We start from the raw sequence: 17,481 nt of genomic DNA on the forward strand, positions 1-17,481 counted from the left end.
CTTTTAATCCTTTTTATTATGAAAAAGCTACTTACTTGGTTGAATGTGGGCATCTTCGCTCTCGCAGCCGTAACAACAACTCTTGCTCAAGAAAGTGAATCTGATAAGCTTCAGTATTTCAGAGCAAATGACAAGAGAGGACTTAACGTCTTTGAAACGCCAAAGGAAACAAACAGCACATTTGAAAAAGTAAAGGTGTTCGTTGGTGGAGACTTCGCTCTTCAGTTTCAGTCTATCAACCATTCTAATTCCTTGAATAATCTGGTGGACCTTGGATCTAATGTCAACTTACCTACTGCCAACTTGAACATCAACACCCAATTGGCGGATGGTCTTCGCTTACACTTGAGAACATACCTTTCTTCCAAGCACCACAATGAGGCTTGGGTAAAAGGTGGTCACATGCAGATTGACAAATTGGACTTCATCAGTCCTGGATTCTTGGAAGGATTCATGAGCGTAGCCACAATTACGGTAGGTTTGGATGAGTTCAACTATGGTGACGCGCACTTCCGAAGATCCGATAACGCACGCGTGATTTTCAACCCTTTCATTGGTAACTATATCATGGATGCGTTTTCAACTGAAGCCTTTGGAGAATTGACTATCCAAAAAAACGGGTTCATTGGTGTGATCGGTCTTACTAACGGTAAATTGAATCAAAGTGTAGTCGTTAACAACAATTCTGACAATAAGGCATCATTCTACGGAAAGTTAGGTTTCGACAAGCAGTTTAATGATGATGTACGCTTCCGTTTGACAGGTTCTTGGTATATAAATAATGGTACAACGACCGGTACTTATCTCTTCGGTGGTGATCGGGCTGGTTCTCGCTACTACAAAATCATGGAAGAAGTTGGAGCAGAAAGAGTAAACGATTTCGAAGGTCGGTTCAACCCACGATTCAAACAAGTATCTGCGATTCAGTTCAACCCATTCTTGAAAGTTTCCGGATTTGAGTTCTTTGGTATCTATGAAATCGCCAATAACTCTGAAGACCAAGGAAATGGTCAATTTACCCAAGTAGCAGGGGAAGCCTTGTATCGATTCGGAGCTATGGAACAGTTCTACCTAGGTGCTCGGTACAATTCTGTAACAGGAAATGCAACAGAGGATGCTGCCGACTTGAAAATTACCCGTACTAATATCGGTGGAGGCTGGTTTATGACCAACAATGTCCTTATCAAATTAGAATATGTGAATCAGCAGTATAAGTCTGGATTTGCAACTGATAGTAAGTACAATGGTGGTCAGTTTAAGGGTGTTAACCTTGAAGCAGCTATCAGCTTCTAATTGATAGAAAGTCAAAATTAGGTATATTTAAGGCTGGCACTGATGAAAGGTGCCAGCTTTTCAACTTGCTTTTGATATGAAAACCTTACTATATATTTTTCTCGGATTGGTAGTTTACTTGGGAAGTATGCCCAAGGAAACTATGGAAGAAAATCAGTGGAAGGTTGCGTCAGAAAGTGAAGTTGTCATAGTTGGGAAAACCAATATCAATACCTTCGAATGTCAGTCATTTAAATATTCAGGAAAAGATGTGTTGACTGAGATTCTCTTCCCAGAACAGAAATATGCGGTATGGTCCGGGGAGGTTGTGTTATCCTCTGATAGCTTTGATTGTTTCAACCGCATTATGACCAAGGATTTTCACGAGACTGTTCGAGCTGAAGAACATCCAGAAATCCGCGTTCGATTTTTAGATTTGGTCCGAAAAAATCTCGGAACTCCACAAGAAAGCTTAACTGGGAACGTGGAAATCACCCTTGCTGGTGTTTGCCGAAGATTTCCTATTTCCTGCAAATTATTCAAAGAAGAAAACGGCAAAACGCTGCTTAAGGGATCCCAAGAGGTTACGTTTAAAGACTTTCAAATCGATCCCCCTGTTAAATTTTTGGGAGCTGTGAAGGTTCAAAATTCCATCAGTGTCAATTTCGGCCTCGTATTAGAAAAGATTTAATTTTTTTAGAATATTCCTTTATGTGAGGAAACTTTCGAGAAAAGTCAAAAAAGGCATCAAAAATTTCAATTTTTTAGCGAGTACAATCAAAAAATTTTAATTTGATTGCTTAATAAATATTTGATGTATGAAAAGAGTTTTATGGCTTTTCGTCGGAGTTTTTCTGATTTTTTCATGTGGTGAAAAATCCGAGTCACTGACAGCATTACCAGCTCCAAAAATCAAGGTTGTAAAAGTCAAAGCCCAAAATGTCCAACTTGAAAAAGACTTTGTAGCTCAGGTTTATGGGAAAGTGGATATCCCTATTAGAGCTAGGACGGAGGGTTATTTGGAGGGAGTTCATTTCCAGGAGGGAAAACTGGTTAAAAAAGGCGAATTACTATACACCGTAGATCAGGATCCTTTTAGAGAAGCTGTCAACGCGGCAACAAGTCAGTTGGCGGAGGCAAAAGTTGCGCTTACTCAAGCGGAAAATGACCTCGCTCGATATGAGCCTTTGGCAGAAATTAATGCAATTTCCCAGAAGGATCTGGATGCAGCAATTGCAAAAAAAGATGCTGCAGAGGCCGCAGTAAATGCAGCACAGGCTAGCTTGAATTTTCAGCAAATCCAATTGGGTTATACCCAAATCAAATCTCCAATAGATGGACTGATAGGAAAGACCAATGCTAAAGTGGGTGAATTTGTGGGAAGGAATCCAAATCCGGTCATTTTGAATACTGTTTCTTTGATTGATTCAGTGAGAGTAGAATTTTTCTTATCGGAGAATGATTATCTCAGTCTTTTCAGAGAATACCAAGAACATCCAGAGCAAGCAAAAGCTCAATTACCCTTGCAGTTGGTGTTATCCGATGGAAGTATTTTTGACCAGGTTGGCTATGTGGATTTCATCGATAGGCAGATTGATGCATCAACGGGTACCATTTTGATTCAGGCTACTTTTCCCAATCCCGATCGCCTGATCCGACCAGGACAGTTTGCCCGAGTCAGAGCTATCATACAGGAAGTTGAAAATGGATCGATTGTGCCACAGCGAACAGTTAGTGAGTTTCAAGGGCGATTTTTTGTGTTCAAAGTAGATTCAAATAATGTGATATCCCGTGATGAGGTTGAGATTTTAGGGAAATACAAAGACTATTTTTTGATAAAATCAGGGGTTTCAGATGGAGATCGTGTAGTCTTGGAAGGTTTACAAATGGTCCGAAATGGAATGACTATAGAACCTGAGGGAGTGGAGTTCCAATCTCAATTCAACCAGTAATTCCATGAGTCAGATCGAAGACCAAAAGCATATCTTTTTCGTCAGAAGACCCATAGTGGCAATAGTGATTGCTCTATTCATGGTCATTATTGGTGGGGTTTCCATTCTTGGATTGGCTATTGAGCAATATCCGGCGATTACTCCGCCGGTGGTTCGTGTAAGTACCGCATTTACTGGAGCCAATGCAATCAGTGTAGAGCAATCAGTAGCTTCTCCGCTCGAGCAGGAGATCAATGGAGTAGAAAACATGCTTTACATGAAATCCACCAATGCCAATGATGGAACCTTGGCACTGGATATAACTTTTGATTTGGGGACGGATCCGGATATGAATACGGTATTTACCCAAACTAGGGCTGCTGCCGCCACTCCTAAACTGCCTGAAGAAGTAAAAAGGCTTGGTGTGAAGACACAAAAATCCATGCCGAATATTTTGATGCTTATTGCATTGACTTCTCCGGATGGTACTTATGATCAGTCATTTTTGGGAAATTATGGATTAATTAATGTACAGGACAAATTGGCTCGAATTCGTGGAGTGGGTCGTGTGCAGGTAATGGGCTCCAGTGATTATTCCATGCGGATTTGGGTGAAACCTGACCGCTTGGCTAGATTGGGAATTACTGTGCCGGAGATTATGAATGCCATTAGGCAGCAAAGCGTCGTCGCTCCAGGTGGAAAATTTGGAGCCGAGCCAGCTCCTCCAGGAACAGAATTTACCTACACTGTAAGGCTCCCCGATCGTCTTGTTACTGAAGAGCAGTTTGGTAACGTGGTCATCCGATCAGAGGCTGATGGCAGCCAAGTAAAAATCAAAGATATCGCCCGGGTGGAATTGGGCGTTGAATCCTATAATTCCTTTTCCAGACTAAATGGAAGTGAGAGTGCCATCATTGCTATCTATCAATCTCCCGGATCTAATGCCGTAGAGCTTTCCCAACAAATTATCTCAACGATGGATGAGTTGAAGCAAAACTTTCCAGATGGGATAGATTATGAAGTTTCTCTAGATTCTACCAAACCAATCACTGCTGGTATAGCTGAAATTATCGAAACACTAGTCATTGCGCTTGTCTTGGTTATTTTGGTGGTTTTTCTCTTTATCCAAGACTGGCGAGCGACCCTAATCCCTACGCTTGCCATCCCAGTCTCTTTGGTTGCTGCCTTTATGGTTTTCCCGCTCTTGGGTTTTTCAATTAACACACTTTCTCTTTTGGGCCTTGTTTTGGCAATTGGTATTGTGGTGGATGATGCTATTGTAGTGGTGGAGGCAGTTCAGGTGAATATGCAGAAGGGGATGAGTCCCAAGGATGCTACTACAGCAGCAATGAAGGAAGTTAGTGCACCAGTAATTGCGACTACATTGGTAATGGTTGCAGTTTTTGTTCCGGTTGCTGCGATGGCAGGGATTACGGGCAAGCTCTATCAGCAATTTGCGATTACTATTGCGATTTCTGTGATTTTTTCATCCATCAACGCCTTGAGTCTCAGCCCGGCACTTTGTTCTCTATTGCTCAAAGATTCCACCGGTCCGCAAAAAGGTCCTTTGGGGAAGTTTTTTGGAGGCTTCAATCGTTGGTTTGATACCAATACAGATCGATATACAGGAGTAGCAAAGCTCTTTGCAGGAAAATTAAAGCGTGGAGCCGTGTATGTTATCATTACCTTGGTAGCAGCAGGTATTTTTGGCAGGATGGTTCCAGGCGGATTCCTTCCAGAAGAAGATCAGGGATACTTATATGTCAATATTCAACTCCCAAATGCCGCCTCCATGCAGCGTACAGATGAGGTCATGCGCCAGGTAGAGGAGATCGTGATGGCTCAGGAAGAAACCGAATTTGCAACTGCTATCTCTGGATTCAGTTTGCTGGCAGGGTCTTTTATTCCCAATACAGGATTTATGTTTGTCACCTTGAAAGACTGGGATGACCGGGAAGCTACCGCAGCTGAAATGATGAGTCGTCTGAACAGGATTTTTGCTACTCAAATAAAGGGAGGTCAAGTCGTGTCCTTTGGTCCACCGGCAATTCCGGGACTTGGAAATGGGTCAGGATTCAGCATCATGATTCAGGATAAGGAAGGCAAGGATCCAGCTTATTTAGCTCAACACACATACGCGTTTATTGAAGCAGCAAAAAGCCGTCCCGAAATTGCTTCAGCTTTTACGACATATCAGGCGACTGTACCCCAGCGTTTTATCGAAATTGATGAGGAAAAAGTGCTGAAAGCAGGACTGCAACTCTCGGATGTGTATAACACCTTTGCCGCTTATTTAGGAGGTGCTTATGTCAATGATTTCAATCGTTTTGGCAGGCTGTACAAAGCCTATATTCAAGCTGAACCTGAATATCGGCAAGGTGAAGAAGGATTGGAGCTTTTTTACATTAAAAACAGAGAAGGGAAATCTGTTCCTATTTCGAGTTTTGTAACGGTTAGACCCATTGTCGGACCTGATTACACCAATAGATTTAACCTGTTCCGTTCCGCTGAAGTTACAGGGGCTCCAGCTCCGGGCTATTCTTCCACACAAGCTTTGGATGCTTTGGAAGAGGTAGCTTCTGAAGTCTTACCGGATGATATGACTTTTAGCTGGAATGCAATGAGCTATCAAGAGCGGGCTGCCTCCGGACAGGCCGGGATTGTTTTTGCTTTCTCTCTATTCTTTGTGTTTTTGATTTTGGCAGCTCAGTATGAGTCTTGGTCAATGCCATTTGCAATTTTGCTAGGAACGCCTTTCGCCCTCTTTGGAGCCTTCTTGTTCTTGTATGTAGCTAGGCTCTTCGATGAATTGTATTTGAATAATATTTTCGCGCAGATTTCTCTGGTGATGCTCATTGCGATGGCAGCTAAAAATGCCATTTTGATAGTAGAATTTGCCAAAATCAAATTTGATGAAGGTATGAGCTTGTTTGATGCGGCAGTAGAATCAGCCAAACTTCGATTCAGACCTATATTGATGACAGTCTTTTCATTCATTCTGGGTGTATTGCCTTTGATTTTGGCAAGTGGTTCGGGAGCAATTGCCCGGAAGGTCATGGGAATGGCTCTGTTGGGAGGTATTGGAGTGGCTACCCTACTGGGCTTGTTTTTATATCCCATGCTTTTTGTGCTGGTAGGAAAGCTGGCGCGCTACGAGCAAAAACGTGATTTGGCCCTAAAATCAGATACAAAATGAGAAGATTACTGGGAATAGCTATCGTAATTTTGGGGCTTTGGTCCTGCAAATCGGGTCAAAATTACCAAGGGGTAGAGGTGTTGGCCTATGACACTTATCGAACGGATGATTTGAGCAGAAGACTGGATTCATTTCCGGTCAATGTGGATACCCTCTTTATTGATTCAGCAGTTAATATCAACTGGTATTCGCTTTTTCCGGATGAGGTGTTGCAGGATTTGATTCAGCAGGCCCTTGAAAATAATCAAGACCTTCAAATTGCTGCAGAATCGATTCAACAGGCACAAGCTGCTTTGGTTGTCCAAAGATCACAGATGCTGCCTAGTATCGGATATTCAGCCGGAGCACAGCGAGGAAATTTTGCGGGATTTAATCTTGGTTCAACTCAAAATGTGTTTACCGGTTTTGGATCGGTCAATTGGGAGATTGATTTCTGGGGAAAATACCGTCGGTTGAATGAAGCAGCTCAAGCGGCAATTCTGGCTTCCGAAGAAGGCCATCGGGCAGTGAAATTAAGCCTTGTTAATACAGTAGCTACTACTTATTTCCGACTCTTGGAATATAAAATGCGGCTCGAAATATCCGAACAAACACTGTCGCTACGGGACAGTATGCTTTCCATCATCGAGCAGCGATTTGATAAAGGAATTATTGCCGAAATTGACCTGAACCAGGCTCAGATTCAAAAGGCTATAGCTGCAGGAAGTATTCCTATTTGGGAAAGATTGATTGTATCATCTGAAAATCTCCTTAGTCGATTAATAGGTCAATTGCCAGATCAAAAAGAGACTGGAATTTCACTTCTTGAGCAGCCTGAAGAAATTGATTTTCCGGAAATCTTACCAGGGGAATTATTGGTTCGCCGTCCGGACATCTTAATTGCAGAACAAGATGTGGTTGAAGCTAATGCCTTTCTTGGCTCAGCCAAGGCGAGTCGGCTGCCTAATATTTCTCTGTCAGGCCTACTTGGAGTAACAGGAAGCCAATTTTCCTCTCTTGGGAGTGATGGGGCTTCTTGGAATATTGGAGCAAGCATTTTAGGTCCATTATTCAATTGGGGCGCGCTTCAGCGGCAGGTGGACATAGAAGAAAGCAGAACCAGACAGGCAATTATAAATTACGAGCGGACAGTCTTGAGTGCCTATGAGGAAGTGGAAAACTTGTTGTATTCCATCGAATCGCTAAAAAAAGAACTGATTGCCAGACGAGAACATGTAGAAGCTGCTGTCAAGGCGCAGTTCCTTTCACAGGAGCGATATAATCAGGGGGTAACTTCCTATTTGGAATACTTGGAATCCCAGCGTCAGGCTTTTGATGCACAATTGAATTTGGCCGGAACCAAGCAAGAATTGCTTAGCTCCTATTCCAGCCTTTATGTTGCCCTAGGAGGAGGATGGTAAGCCCAAAAATCTAAATAGGAATTTTATTTATAGGAGACTGTCTCCCATAATTTGGTTGTCACATTGAGCCCCTGCCGGCAAGGCAAGCGCTCAATGTGAAAGAAATATGCTTTTTAGAAAGCGTTTTTGGAAATCATATTTTTCCTTCACCGCGACTTACCAATTGGAATAACTTTCCAGTTTTGGTCGAAGTATGGGGTCTTTTCATAAAACCAGCGATAGATCTGCCTTGGGTTGGATGCAAATTCTGAATCATCAGCCTTTTTAGCTTCAAACTCCTGCTTGAGTTCAGGATCTTTTCCCAGCATTTGTACAATCATCGGTTCCAAAATGTAAGCTTCGATGTATTCTGTTTGGGATAAAATTGGCATGAAATAACCCCACTGGAAAAAGCTATCTACCGATTGGGGTTCGAGAAGAAGCGCGGCTAAAATACCCTTTTCCTGATCAGTATTCACTCTGACCGAGCCAGGATTTAAAGTGACTTTTCGTTGGATGGGAGTGGTCTCAAAAGACCGAAATCGAACTTTGCCCTCCAATTGCTGATTGGCAAGTTGATAGTCAGTCAGGAAATCAAACTCCAATTCGATTTCCAATGGTCCAGTTAAGGTTTCCATCTCAATTCCATGAATCTTCAGTTTTTCAATGACCTCAGTCCATTCCACTGGTATATAATAGGCCTTTGGAAGATTGACTGATGCAGCAGGGACATCCATCAAGAGACTAGGGACTTGTTGGGTGATGGGTTTGCCTAGCCATTGGACATATTCAGCTCCTGTATTGGGAGACTTGAGTTTTTGAGAAGCAATCCCGAGAAAATCCATCGTATCGGCAGGATTGTCCCGGAATTTGAAACGGACAATCAGCTCCTTCTTAGCTTGGGCTTGGTCATTTGCAATAGCTTTTTCTATGGCATCATGATGAGAGGAAATGGTAGAAATGGCTTGTTCTAAAAACACATAAGTGCCCAAAACCCGTTGCCGAAAAGGCTTTAGGGAGTGATTTTCAATCAATATGGATGGGATATGCCTGGCATCTCCATAGGTATGTGAAAATCTTGGGCTGAAAGAAAAAGCGATATTCCCTTCAGAAAAATCGTCCCCATTTGCCGCAAATAGCAATGGCCCCGGAATATGCCCCCAATCTTTCAGAGCCTGATCAACTTCAGTTTGGAAAGTTTCCGAAAGAAATTGGCTGATGGCAGGAGAGTAGCCACCTGTCTTTACATAGCCATAGGTGACATCATATTGATAATCGGCTCCATCTGTCACGTGTACATCGACATAGAGGTCAGGCTGATACGAATTCAACACACTGATGACAGCCTTCACTCCAGAAGTTTCGACTTTGGTGTAATCACGGTTTAGGTTAAGATTTCTAGCATTGGTTCGCCAGCCCATTTCTTTTGGTCCTCGTTGATTCACCCGACCAAATTCACTCCTTCTTTCGTGCCCATCCACATTAAGAATGGGGATAAATAGAATATTAGCCTTATCCAAAAGCTGCATTTTATCTCCATGAACAATATCTCTCAAAAGCATCATGCCTGCATCTTTCCCATCGATTTCCCCTGCATGAATTCCTCCGTGGAAAAAGAGAGTTGCCTTGTTTTCCTGCGCCAGTTCTTCGGGCGAAAATTTTTGGCTTTTTGAAGCAATCAAGAGAAAAATATCGCGACCCTGTTCACTTTTTCCCAAGGATTTCATTTCTAAATAAGGGGATGAGTTGGCAAGTTTTTGTAGCCAATCCATGGTTTCCTTATAAGTAGGAGATTCGGTTAAATCTGTTAATTCCCCCGGAGTGACCCATGGATTAGAATCTTCCACAATCAAGGATTCAGACTGTCCAGACCAAGGCAATAAGGGAGGCATAAGGTCTTGAGCCAAAAGAGGAAAAGAAGTAAAAAGGAGTATTAAGCTTAGGAGTCGTTTCATTTTGATTGGGATTAGATCAGAAAAATAAAAGCTCAGCTTGGAAAAACCTCGCTGAGCTTTGTGTAAGGTCAAATTTAAGTTTAGGAATTATGCATTATACATGATTTCGTAATATTCCTTGGCCATTCGGTTACTTTCAAAGAAGCCGACCACGTCTTTCATTCCTTTTTGAACGATATTTCTCCAAGCTTCTCGGTCATCGTAGTAAAGAGGAAGAATTTCATTTTCCAGCACTTCATACAGTTTTTCAAAATCGTAATCATCCTGATCTTCCGCATGCATATTGGAATAATCAGCAGGAGGAACGATGAAGCTGTTCTTTCCATGCTCTGCAAATTCGCAGATCCAACCATCATAGGTAGAGAAATTTACTCCGCCATTCATAGAAGCCGTCATTCCGGAAGTACCGGAAGCTTCCCTTGGTACACGAGGATTATTCAACCAAATGTCGGAGGCCTGCTTTAAGCGCTTGCTCAGGGTAAGCTCATATCCTGTACAAACAGCCATATTTGGATAGTTTTTGCTCAGATGGACTAACTGATTGAAAACTGAAATAGCATTGTAATCCAATGGATAAGGCTTGCCAGCCCAAATGATCTGAACAGGGAATTTGGTGTTTCGCATCAAGGCATCGAATCGACGGACATCCCGGGTAATCAATTCCGCCCGTTTATAACTTGCAAACCGACGTGCCCAAACGATGGTCAGCACATTCGGGTTGAAAAGTTTTCCGGTCTGATCGGCTACGATTTCAAAAGCCCGTTTTTTCAAATACCATTTTCGGTCGTCAAAACCTGCTTCGTCATCATTTTCCATGAATCGATACAATTGTTTATCAGACCAGTATTTGAAGTTTTGAGAGTTGGTGATGTGGGTGATTTCGGGAATATTAGGATAAAACTTCCACATTTCACGGCTGACTTCCCCGTGTAGTTTGGAGACACCATTTGCTTTTCTAGCAAATCGAAGAGCAGCCAAACTGTGATTGAAAATATCTCCGGTAAAACCAACCATTTCCTTCACTTCATCGATGGAATAGCCATTGAAGAAGCTCATTTTGTTTAGCAAATGGATGTCATGTTTTTCATTCCCTGCTTCTTCAGGAGTGTGGGTAGTGAACACCAAACGCTTTTTCACCTCTTCCTTTTTGCCAAATTTCCGCATCAAGTGGAAAACCGAACTGACTCCATGAGCCTCATTCAAATGATAGACATCCGGGTTGAAGTTCAATTCATCCAGTAATTTGGCTCCTCCGATACCCAAAAGCAGGCATTGAGCTACTTTGGCTGCAGTGTCGGAGTCGTATAGTTTGTGTGTGATGGTTTGACTGAGGTAATCATTTTCAGGCAAATCGGTACTCAACAAGAAAAGAGGAGCTGATTTGAAGGTGTCAGGAGGTAGATACCAAGCCTTTACCCAAACGGGAACATCATGGACAGTTACCCGAAATTTGATCCCCGTGTCTACTAAGAAACTATAGGTCTTTTCGTACCACTCAGGCTTCAATGTCTGATCTTGATTTCGGGACTGATCGTAATAGCCATATTTCCATAGAATTCCAATTCCGATCAGATTTTGTCCCAATTCATAGGCACTTCGGAGGTGGGAACCGGAAAGGAAGCCCAAGCCACCCGAATAGATTTTTAGGGGTTGGTGAATGGCAAACTCCATAGAGAAGTAAGCCACTTTTTTTGAATATTCAGGAGCGATCTCGTAAGGAACGCTGAAATTTTTAAAGTCGGTCATAGTCTTTGATTTGAGAGCGCCTAATTTATGGGAAAAGGAATGGGAAATGGTGCCCTCTTGGATAAAAAATCAAGGAAAAATCTTGGAAACCGTTTGAAATAAAGAAAAAAGCTGCTCCCTCTCAGGAACAGCTTTTTAATCTTTTAAGCGTTTAGAGCGGCAAGGCCATTTCCATCCGGTTTGTTTTTGACTTGGCAGGTATCGTTCAGGATCATGGTCTCTCCATTTGATGTCGAATAGCTTGGCCAATCCGGAAGAGCTCCTGCATTCGGATTGCCTGTTCGCATAAAGGCTAGAAGGGAAGCAGACATCTTATCAGATAGGTTTCTTGGTCTGGCTCCACCTCCGGTATGCGTGTACATGCGGTCTGTGTTTTGGTACCAGAAACAAATATCAATACAGTGGAATGCCTTCATTCTACCATCGTATAGATTAGGTTCCCATCCAAACCAAGCCAAGTAAACGGGAGCGTTTTGTTTGGACTTGGCATTGGCCGTATTAATGGCTCCTTGGCGATTCGATAAAATCATCGCCCAAATGTCAGCAGGCGAAGCTTCCGGGAAATCTTTTCTATAGGCTGCTAGGATGGATTCAGATTTGTCTCCAAATCTTCCTTTTAATTGTTCTACTACTCCAGCCCAATCGATTTTTTCAAGTTCTGCATTGGTCCGTGATGGATTCCACTCATGGAAAGTCGTACAAATCATCAAAGGCATATTGGAAGCATGAGCGGAAGTTTCACTGAAAAACTCACCCTTTGGAATGTGAAGTCCGTCTGCCACTGGTCCAAATCCTCCCCGGAATCCCGGTTGAGGAAATTCCTTTCGCATCCGCTCCAAAGCAACGTAGGCTACATCCAGATATTCCCTCCAGCTTAAATCATGAAGTTTGTCGAGTGTTGCAGGGGTTAAACCTGCCGCTTCCAATACATATTTTCCGAGCGTTTGTGCATATTCCTTATCATTGGCAGAAAGCATACTACCGCTGAGAGCCACTCCTTTGTGCACGATTCCTTGGGAAGCAGGCATGGCCATGGCGCAGGTCACTTTTGCCCCTCCTCCTGATTGTCCCATAATAGTGACATTGTCAGGGTCTCCTCCAAAATTGGCAATGTTGTCTCGCACCCATTCTAAGGCAAAAATGATATCCAACATTCCTACATTTCCGGAGTCTTTGTATTTATCTCCCCCTACACCGGAAAGGTCCGTAAATCCAATTGGTCCTAAGCGATGATTGATGGAAACGAATACAATGTCCCCGTTTTTGGCAATATTTTCTCCATGATAGCCGTCTTGCTCAATTCCGTTTCCATTGGTAAAACCTCCTCCATGTAGCCAAACCATAACCGGACGCTTTTTGCCTCCAGCCAAGCCATTGGTCCAAACATTCAATCGAAGGCAATCCTCACTCACATCATCATAATTCCAATGGTCTGCAAAGGAATAGTGGACATTGGCATAGCGGTTGTCCATGATCTGAGGGGCTGTATTTCCCCACCAAATAGTCGGCTTGACATCGGTCCAAGGTTCCGGTTTTTTTGGAGCCATAAAACGGTTTTTACCAGAAGTATCAGCTCCATAGGGAATTCCTAAAAAGGTATAAACCCCATTGAGAATATAGCCTCTTACTTTTCCAGAGTCAGTATCCGTGATGGCAATATTGTCTCCTATTTGAAGAAACTGATCATCAGATGATTGGGACTGTGCGGAACGAGCCTGTGCGGAATGGACAAAAGGCACGGAGGCAGCCAAGGTGCCTACTCCTACTTTTTTGAAAAATTCTCTACGGTTGGTATTCATAGGATTAAAGGTTAGGGTTATTGTTTCATTATGAAAAAATAGGGAAAATTCTTGATAATCAATAGATAGGATTGAAATTCGGTAGAAATACTTTTCTACGAATAAAAAAACCGACCCCAATAAATCGGAGCCGGCTTCTTGATACTAGATACTTGTTACTAGATACTAGAATCTTATTGTCCTACCATAAAGATGGCATTGCTTAGAACTAGTTTGCCTGATTCCCAGAATCCTCGGAAAATCGGGTTATCTACAAAGTAAATGAGTTCCCCTCTTCCTTTGGGCTCCACACCTATGGCCATGGATTCTCCCATTTGGGACTTGATTTTGTAGCCGATATAGCCTGTTCGATAAGAATCATTCGAACTGATTTTTCCAGCATTAACACCATCAGTTAGGTATGCATATTTGTCGGAATTATTTTTCAGAGTGTAGAATTTGCCTAGGGTTCCGTAGCCTAATGGATGCGTGATATCCATATCAACTTGGTAAATTGCTCCTGCGGTACCACCCGCGATAGCTAGACGTTCTTCCTGCAGATAAGGAGCAAGTCGTTCTTCTTTAGCTAAGGATTCAGCCGCTTTTTTAGCTTCTTTTTCTTCCTCTTCAGAATCGTATGTTTTGAGATCAAAGCCTTCCTTGTTCGCGAAAAGATTCAAAGCTCCATCAATAGCGATTAGCTTTCCTCCTCCACGTACCCAATCAAGGACTCTTTCTTCTGCAGCTTTGCTAAGACCCCCACCCCAAGTGGAAGGAAGAATCAACACGTCATACTTGCTGAGATCATATCGTCCCAAGTTCTGCATTTCCAAATTGACTAAAGGATAATCCAACTCCTTTTCGAAGAAGTGCCAGATTTCCCCATAGTTCAAGGAAGAAGTTCCTTCACCTCCAGCCAAAGCTACTTTTGGAGCTTGGATTACTCGGATATTTGGTGAGCCGAAGTCTTTCCCTTCTTCCATATAGCCAGTCATCGTAGTTTCCAGCTTGATACCAAATCTGTTGGCTGTTTCGGTCACCTTTTTATCAAAATCAGCTACATACTCATTTCCACCTTTGGTGATCAAAAGAGTACCTGCAGGAAAGCTTTTACCCTCGGTTTTGAATGGAAATTCAGGGTATTTAACTCGGATTCCTTGCTTCAACAGGGCAGCCAAAAATGCTGCATCCCGCGTACCTTCCCAAGAAGCGATATAAGCCACTGGAGTTTTTCCAGCTGTATTTGGAGTAAAGGTTTCCGCTTCAAAATCCTTTGATGGATCCAAGCGGCTTTCCAAAGCATAGGCTTTTACATTGTAGGCATAAGGAAGCGCCCAACTGGTAATATCGTAGGTGATGCTATCATTCAACTGAGGGTTCGGCTCGAAGAATACTTGAGTCAAAACAGCTTTTGGCTGGTAAGCCGATATGACGATATCTTCCTCACTTGTGGAGAAAGTGGTGTTTTTTCCACTTTGGTATTCATAGCCACGAAGACCTGATCTGTTTCCGGCTTGTCCATAGCGAATACCATTTTTGTCCAGTAATTCCAACAACTTGGAAACTTGAGCAGGATTGCTGTCACCTTTGATGACAAAGCTTTTGTATTTGCCTTTTGGATTGCTGGAGTTTTCCTGGAAATATTGACTGTATTCCGCCAAAAGACGATCTGCATTAGAACTGGTAACTTCCACAGCAGACATGGCTGCGGTGTAGTGACCTTCGATTCGATAGCTGAGGGTAACCGTATCTCCAATCGCATTAAAGCCTCCGCGTCCTGCTCGGCCCCCACCTCCCTGCTCAATCGTCATACCGATGGCACCATTGTACATCGGGTAAGTGTCTCCATAAGATGGATAGAGCAAGTCAAAACGCTCCTTGGTGAAATAGAATCGGCCCATTTCATCAAAATATTTCGCAGTATTCTTTCCGAAAATATCCTGAAACTCATGCTGCCAGTCTGTCAATTGCTCATGCAAAGGTTCAGCGGCTGGAGCCATGTAGAAAGGATTATTGATTCCTTGCTCATGGAAATCCAAATGCAACTGAGGCATCCATTGCTGATAGATTTTTAAGCGCTGCTGAGATTCCACCTGAACCTGCCAAGCCCAGTCACGGTTTAGATCAAAAAGGTAGTGGTTTGCCCGTCCACCTGGCCAAGGCTCGTTGTGCTCCACTGACTGAAGATCAGGCTGAAGAATGGTATTCATTTTTTGATTGTACCACATGGCGTAGCGATCCCGGCCATCTGGGTTGATACAAGGATCGATGATCACCACTTGATTTTTCAACCATTCTTGGGATTTACTATTAGTTGGATTTGCTAGGGTATAGATGGTTGAAATAGCTGCTTCCATTCCCACGGATTCATTTCCGTGCACGTTGAAGGACATCCAGTTGATAGGCACAGAAGTGCTGGGAGTACCATCCACGATTCCGGCTCTTTTCAGATTGTCTTCGCGGATTTCTTCCAGGTTAGCCATGTTTTCAGGGCTGGATAGAATTGCCACGAAAAGGGGCCTTTTTTCATTGGTTTCGCCGTATTGCACCAGTTTTACATTGGGATTATTGGCTGCGATATGCTCGAAATAATCCACCATACGGTGATGAGGGGTGAAGCGATCGCCAGGTTTATAGCCAAGAAACTGCTCGGGAGTCTGGATTTGGGCTTGGACAAAAGTCCAGCTTACCAAGCTGAGTAGCGTGAAGAGTAATCTTTTTTGCATAAGAATTTATTTCATTGAATGCCGAATTTAGTGTTAAAACCCTAGCTGTGGAAATCAACTGTGTAAAAGGCTCTGGTGCACCAATAAAAATCCACCGTCTCAATTCAATTTACCATGAAAAACGTAAATTATACTTTCGAATATCATGGTAAAAATATTTGAATTCTAGATTTATATATTTACTTTTACCATGAAAAATGTAAGTCAAATATTCGATTTTCATGGTGAAGAACCGAAAAATTGTTTCGCTTTTACAGGAGTATCTTTCGATTTTCCCCGCTGTAGGGCTTTTGGGGCCTCGGCAGGTGGGGAAGACTACCTTAGTCAAACCCCTGGATTTTGAAAAGGAAAGCCTATATCTCGATCTTGAAAAAGCTTCTGATCGTGCTAAATTGATGGACCCTGAACTATTTTTAAAAACACATGCAGAAAAAACAGTCATTTTGGATGAGATCCAACTTATGCCTGAGCTTTTTTCAGAGTTGCGAAGCTTAATTGATGAGCGACGTGTTCCGGGTCGATATATTATCCTGGGTTCGGCATCTCCTGATTTAATTCGAAAGAGTGCTGATTCTTTGGCAGGAAGAATTGGTTATTTGGAACTAACGCCCTTTTTTCTTGATGAAGTAGAACAAGATGAGGATGAGAAGCTCTGGATACGGGGTGGCTTTCCGCTTTCATTTTTAGCAAAGAGCGAAAGGGAGTCTCAGCTCTGGAGGCAAAATTTCATCAAGACTTATCTGGAGCGAGACTTGGCTCAGATTGGATTGAGTACTGATCCGAGACTGGTAGAGCGTTTTTGGAGAATGTTGGCTCATGCACAAGGAGGAATTTGGAATGGGGAAAGTTTTGCAAGGGCTTTAGGAGTTACTCGCCCAACTGTCAATCGTTATTTAGAATATTTGGAGGGTTCGTTTATGATTCGAGTTCTTCGCCCATTTCACCAAAATATTAAAAAAAGGTTAGTTAAATCACCCAAGGTTTATATTCGAGATACCGGGCTACTTCATTCCCTAATCGGTATTGATTCCATGGTTCAATTGCAAAATCGAATTGAAATTGGATCTTCTTGGGAAGGATTTGTAATTGAGCAAATTATTGCATCAAAAGGAGAAGAGTACGGGTATTTTTTTTATCGTACTCATCAAGGTGCAGAATGTGATCTCTTACTTGTTAAAAATGGGGAAGTACAACGCGCAATTGAAATCAAAAACACACTTTCTCCGAAATTGACCAAAGGCTTAAGGATATCTATGGAGGATACTGGGGCTCGGGAAGGCTTTGTTATTTGTCGAATTGAAGGACAATTTCCGATTTCTGAGAATGTTTTGGCAATTGGACTGAAGGAGTTTCTTTCAGAGTAATTTAAAATATTAGGTTAACCCCTAATCTCCTTTTGAAAAACTGATATCCACCAATATCCCATTTATTCATCCAAGCAGGTTAGGGAAGGAGGTTAATTTATCTGGGTTTTTAATTAAAATTTGCTTTCTTAGTT

10 protein-coding genes are annotated in these 17,481 nt (G+C 42.6%); 6 read left to right on the top strand and 4 right to left on the bottom strand.

Going from position 1 to position 17,481, the window contains the following annotated elements:
* Positions 1-18: 18 nt before the first annotated feature.
* The 5 genes from E4S40_RS07365 to E4S40_RS07385 all read left to right on the top strand — a co-directional run bounded on the left by E4S40_RS07365 (position 19) and on the right by E4S40_RS07385 (position 7,799).
* Positions 19-1,293 (top strand): hypothetical protein, encoded by a 1,275-nt coding sequence (locus E4S40_RS07365; RefSeq protein WP_135072695.1) that lies wholly within the window; start codon positions 19-21, stop codon positions 1,291-1,293.
* 76 nt (positions 1,294-1,369) lie between these two features.
* Positions 1,370-1,963 (top strand): YceI family protein, encoded by a 594-nt coding sequence (locus E4S40_RS07370; RefSeq protein WP_135072696.1) that lies wholly within the window; start codon positions 1,370-1,372, stop codon positions 1,961-1,963.
* Between the two features lie 127 nt (positions 1,964-2,090).
* Entirely contained in the window at positions 2,091-3,224 is a 1,134-nt protein-coding gene (locus tag E4S40_RS07375; protein ID WP_135072697.1) for an efflux RND transporter periplasmic adaptor subunit, read from the top strand.
* A gap of 4 nt (positions 3,225-3,228) precedes the next feature.
* Positions 3,229-6,399, top strand: a complete 3,171-nt coding sequence (locus E4S40_RS07380) for an efflux RND transporter permease subunit (RefSeq protein ID WP_135072698.1) — start codon at positions 3,229-3,231, stop codon at positions 6,397-6,399.
* On the top strand, positions 6,396-7,799 hold the full coding sequence (locus tag E4S40_RS07385) for an efflux transporter outer membrane subunit (protein WP_135072699.1): 1,404 nt from the start codon (positions 6,396-6,398) through the stop codon (positions 7,797-7,799). Before E4S40_RS07380 ends, E4S40_RS07385 begins: the two co-directional genes overlap by 4 nt.
* Positions 7,800-7,945: 146 nt before the next feature.
* Here E4S40_RS07385 and E4S40_RS07390 read toward each other — a convergent pair whose 3' ends face one another.
* From E4S40_RS07390 to E4S40_RS07405, 4 genes are all read right to left on the bottom strand, one after another.
* Positions 7,946-9,733 carry a M14 family metallopeptidase gene (locus E4S40_RS07390; RefSeq protein ID WP_135072700.1) on the bottom strand — a complete coding sequence of 596 codons (1,788 nt, stop codon included), beginning with the start codon at positions 9,731-9,733 and terminating at the stop codon, positions 7,946-7,948.
* A gap of 87 nt (positions 9,734-9,820) precedes the next feature.
* A complete protein-coding gene (glgP, locus tag E4S40_RS07395) occupies positions 9,821-11,479 on the bottom strand; it encodes an alpha-glucan family phosphorylase (protein ID WP_135072701.1) in 1,659 nt (552 codons plus the stop codon).
* Between the two features lie 143 nt (positions 11,480-11,622).
* Positions 11,623-13,278, bottom strand: a complete 1,656-nt coding sequence (locus E4S40_RS07400) for a carboxylesterase/lipase family protein (protein WP_135072702.1) — start codon at positions 13,276-13,278, stop codon at positions 11,623-11,625.
* Between the two features lie 173 nt (positions 13,279-13,451).
* On the bottom strand, positions 13,452-15,983 hold the full coding sequence (locus E4S40_RS07405) for a M14 family metallopeptidase (RefSeq protein WP_135072703.1): 2,532 nt from the start codon (positions 15,981-15,983) through the stop codon (positions 13,452-13,454).
* 221 nt (positions 15,984-16,204) lie between these two features.
* Here E4S40_RS07405 and E4S40_RS07410 point away from each other — a divergent pair, with 221 nt between their 5' ends.
* Entirely contained in the window at positions 16,205-17,347 is a 1,143-nt protein-coding gene (locus E4S40_RS07410) for an ATP-binding protein (RefSeq protein WP_135072704.1), read from the top strand.
* Positions 17,348-17,481 lie beyond the last annotated feature (134 nt).

Source organism: Algoriphagus kandeliae (genome assembly GCF_004571135.1).
Lineage (GTDB): Bacteria > Bacteroidota > Bacteroidia > Cytophagales > Cyclobacteriaceae > Algoriphagus > Algoriphagus kandeliae.

Bases quoted from the DNA above. Each gene is read 5' to 3' on its own strand.
- E4S40_RS07365 (WP_135072695.1), top strand. From the start codon at position 19: ATGAAAAAGCTACTTACTTGGTTGAATGTGGGCATCTTCGCTCTCGCA.
- E4S40_RS07370 (WP_135072696.1), top strand. From the start codon at position 1,370: ATGAAAACCTTACTATATATTTTTCTCGGATTGGTAGTTTACTTGGGA.
- E4S40_RS07375 (WP_135072697.1), top strand. From the start codon at position 2,091: ATGAAAAGAGTTTTATGGCTTTTCGTCGGAGTTTTTCTGATTTTTTCA.
- E4S40_RS07380 (WP_135072698.1), top strand. From the start codon at position 3,229: ATGAGTCAGATCGAAGACCAAAAGCATATCTTTTTCGTCAGAAGACCC.
- E4S40_RS07385 (WP_135072699.1), top strand. From the start codon at position 6,396: ATGAGAAGATTACTGGGAATAGCTATCGTAATTTTGGGGCTTTGGTCC.
- E4S40_RS07390 (WP_135072700.1), bottom strand. From the start codon at position 9,733: ATGAAACGACTCCTAAGCTTAATACTCCTTTTTACTTCTTTTCCTCTT.
- glgP (WP_135072701.1), bottom strand. From the start codon at position 11,479: ATGACCGACTTTAAAAATTTCAGCGTTCCTTACGAGATCGCTCCTGAA.
- E4S40_RS07400 (WP_135072702.1), bottom strand. From the start codon at position 13,278: ATGAATACCAACCGTAGAGAATTTTTCAAAAAAGTAGGAGTAGGCACC.
- E4S40_RS07405 (WP_135072703.1), bottom strand. From the start codon at position 15,983: ATGCAAAAAAGATTACTCTTCACGCTACTCAGCTTGGTAAGCTGGACT.
- E4S40_RS07410 (WP_135072704.1), top strand. From the start codon at position 16,205: ATGGTGAAGAACCGAAAAATTGTTTCGCTTTTACAGGAGTATCTTTCG.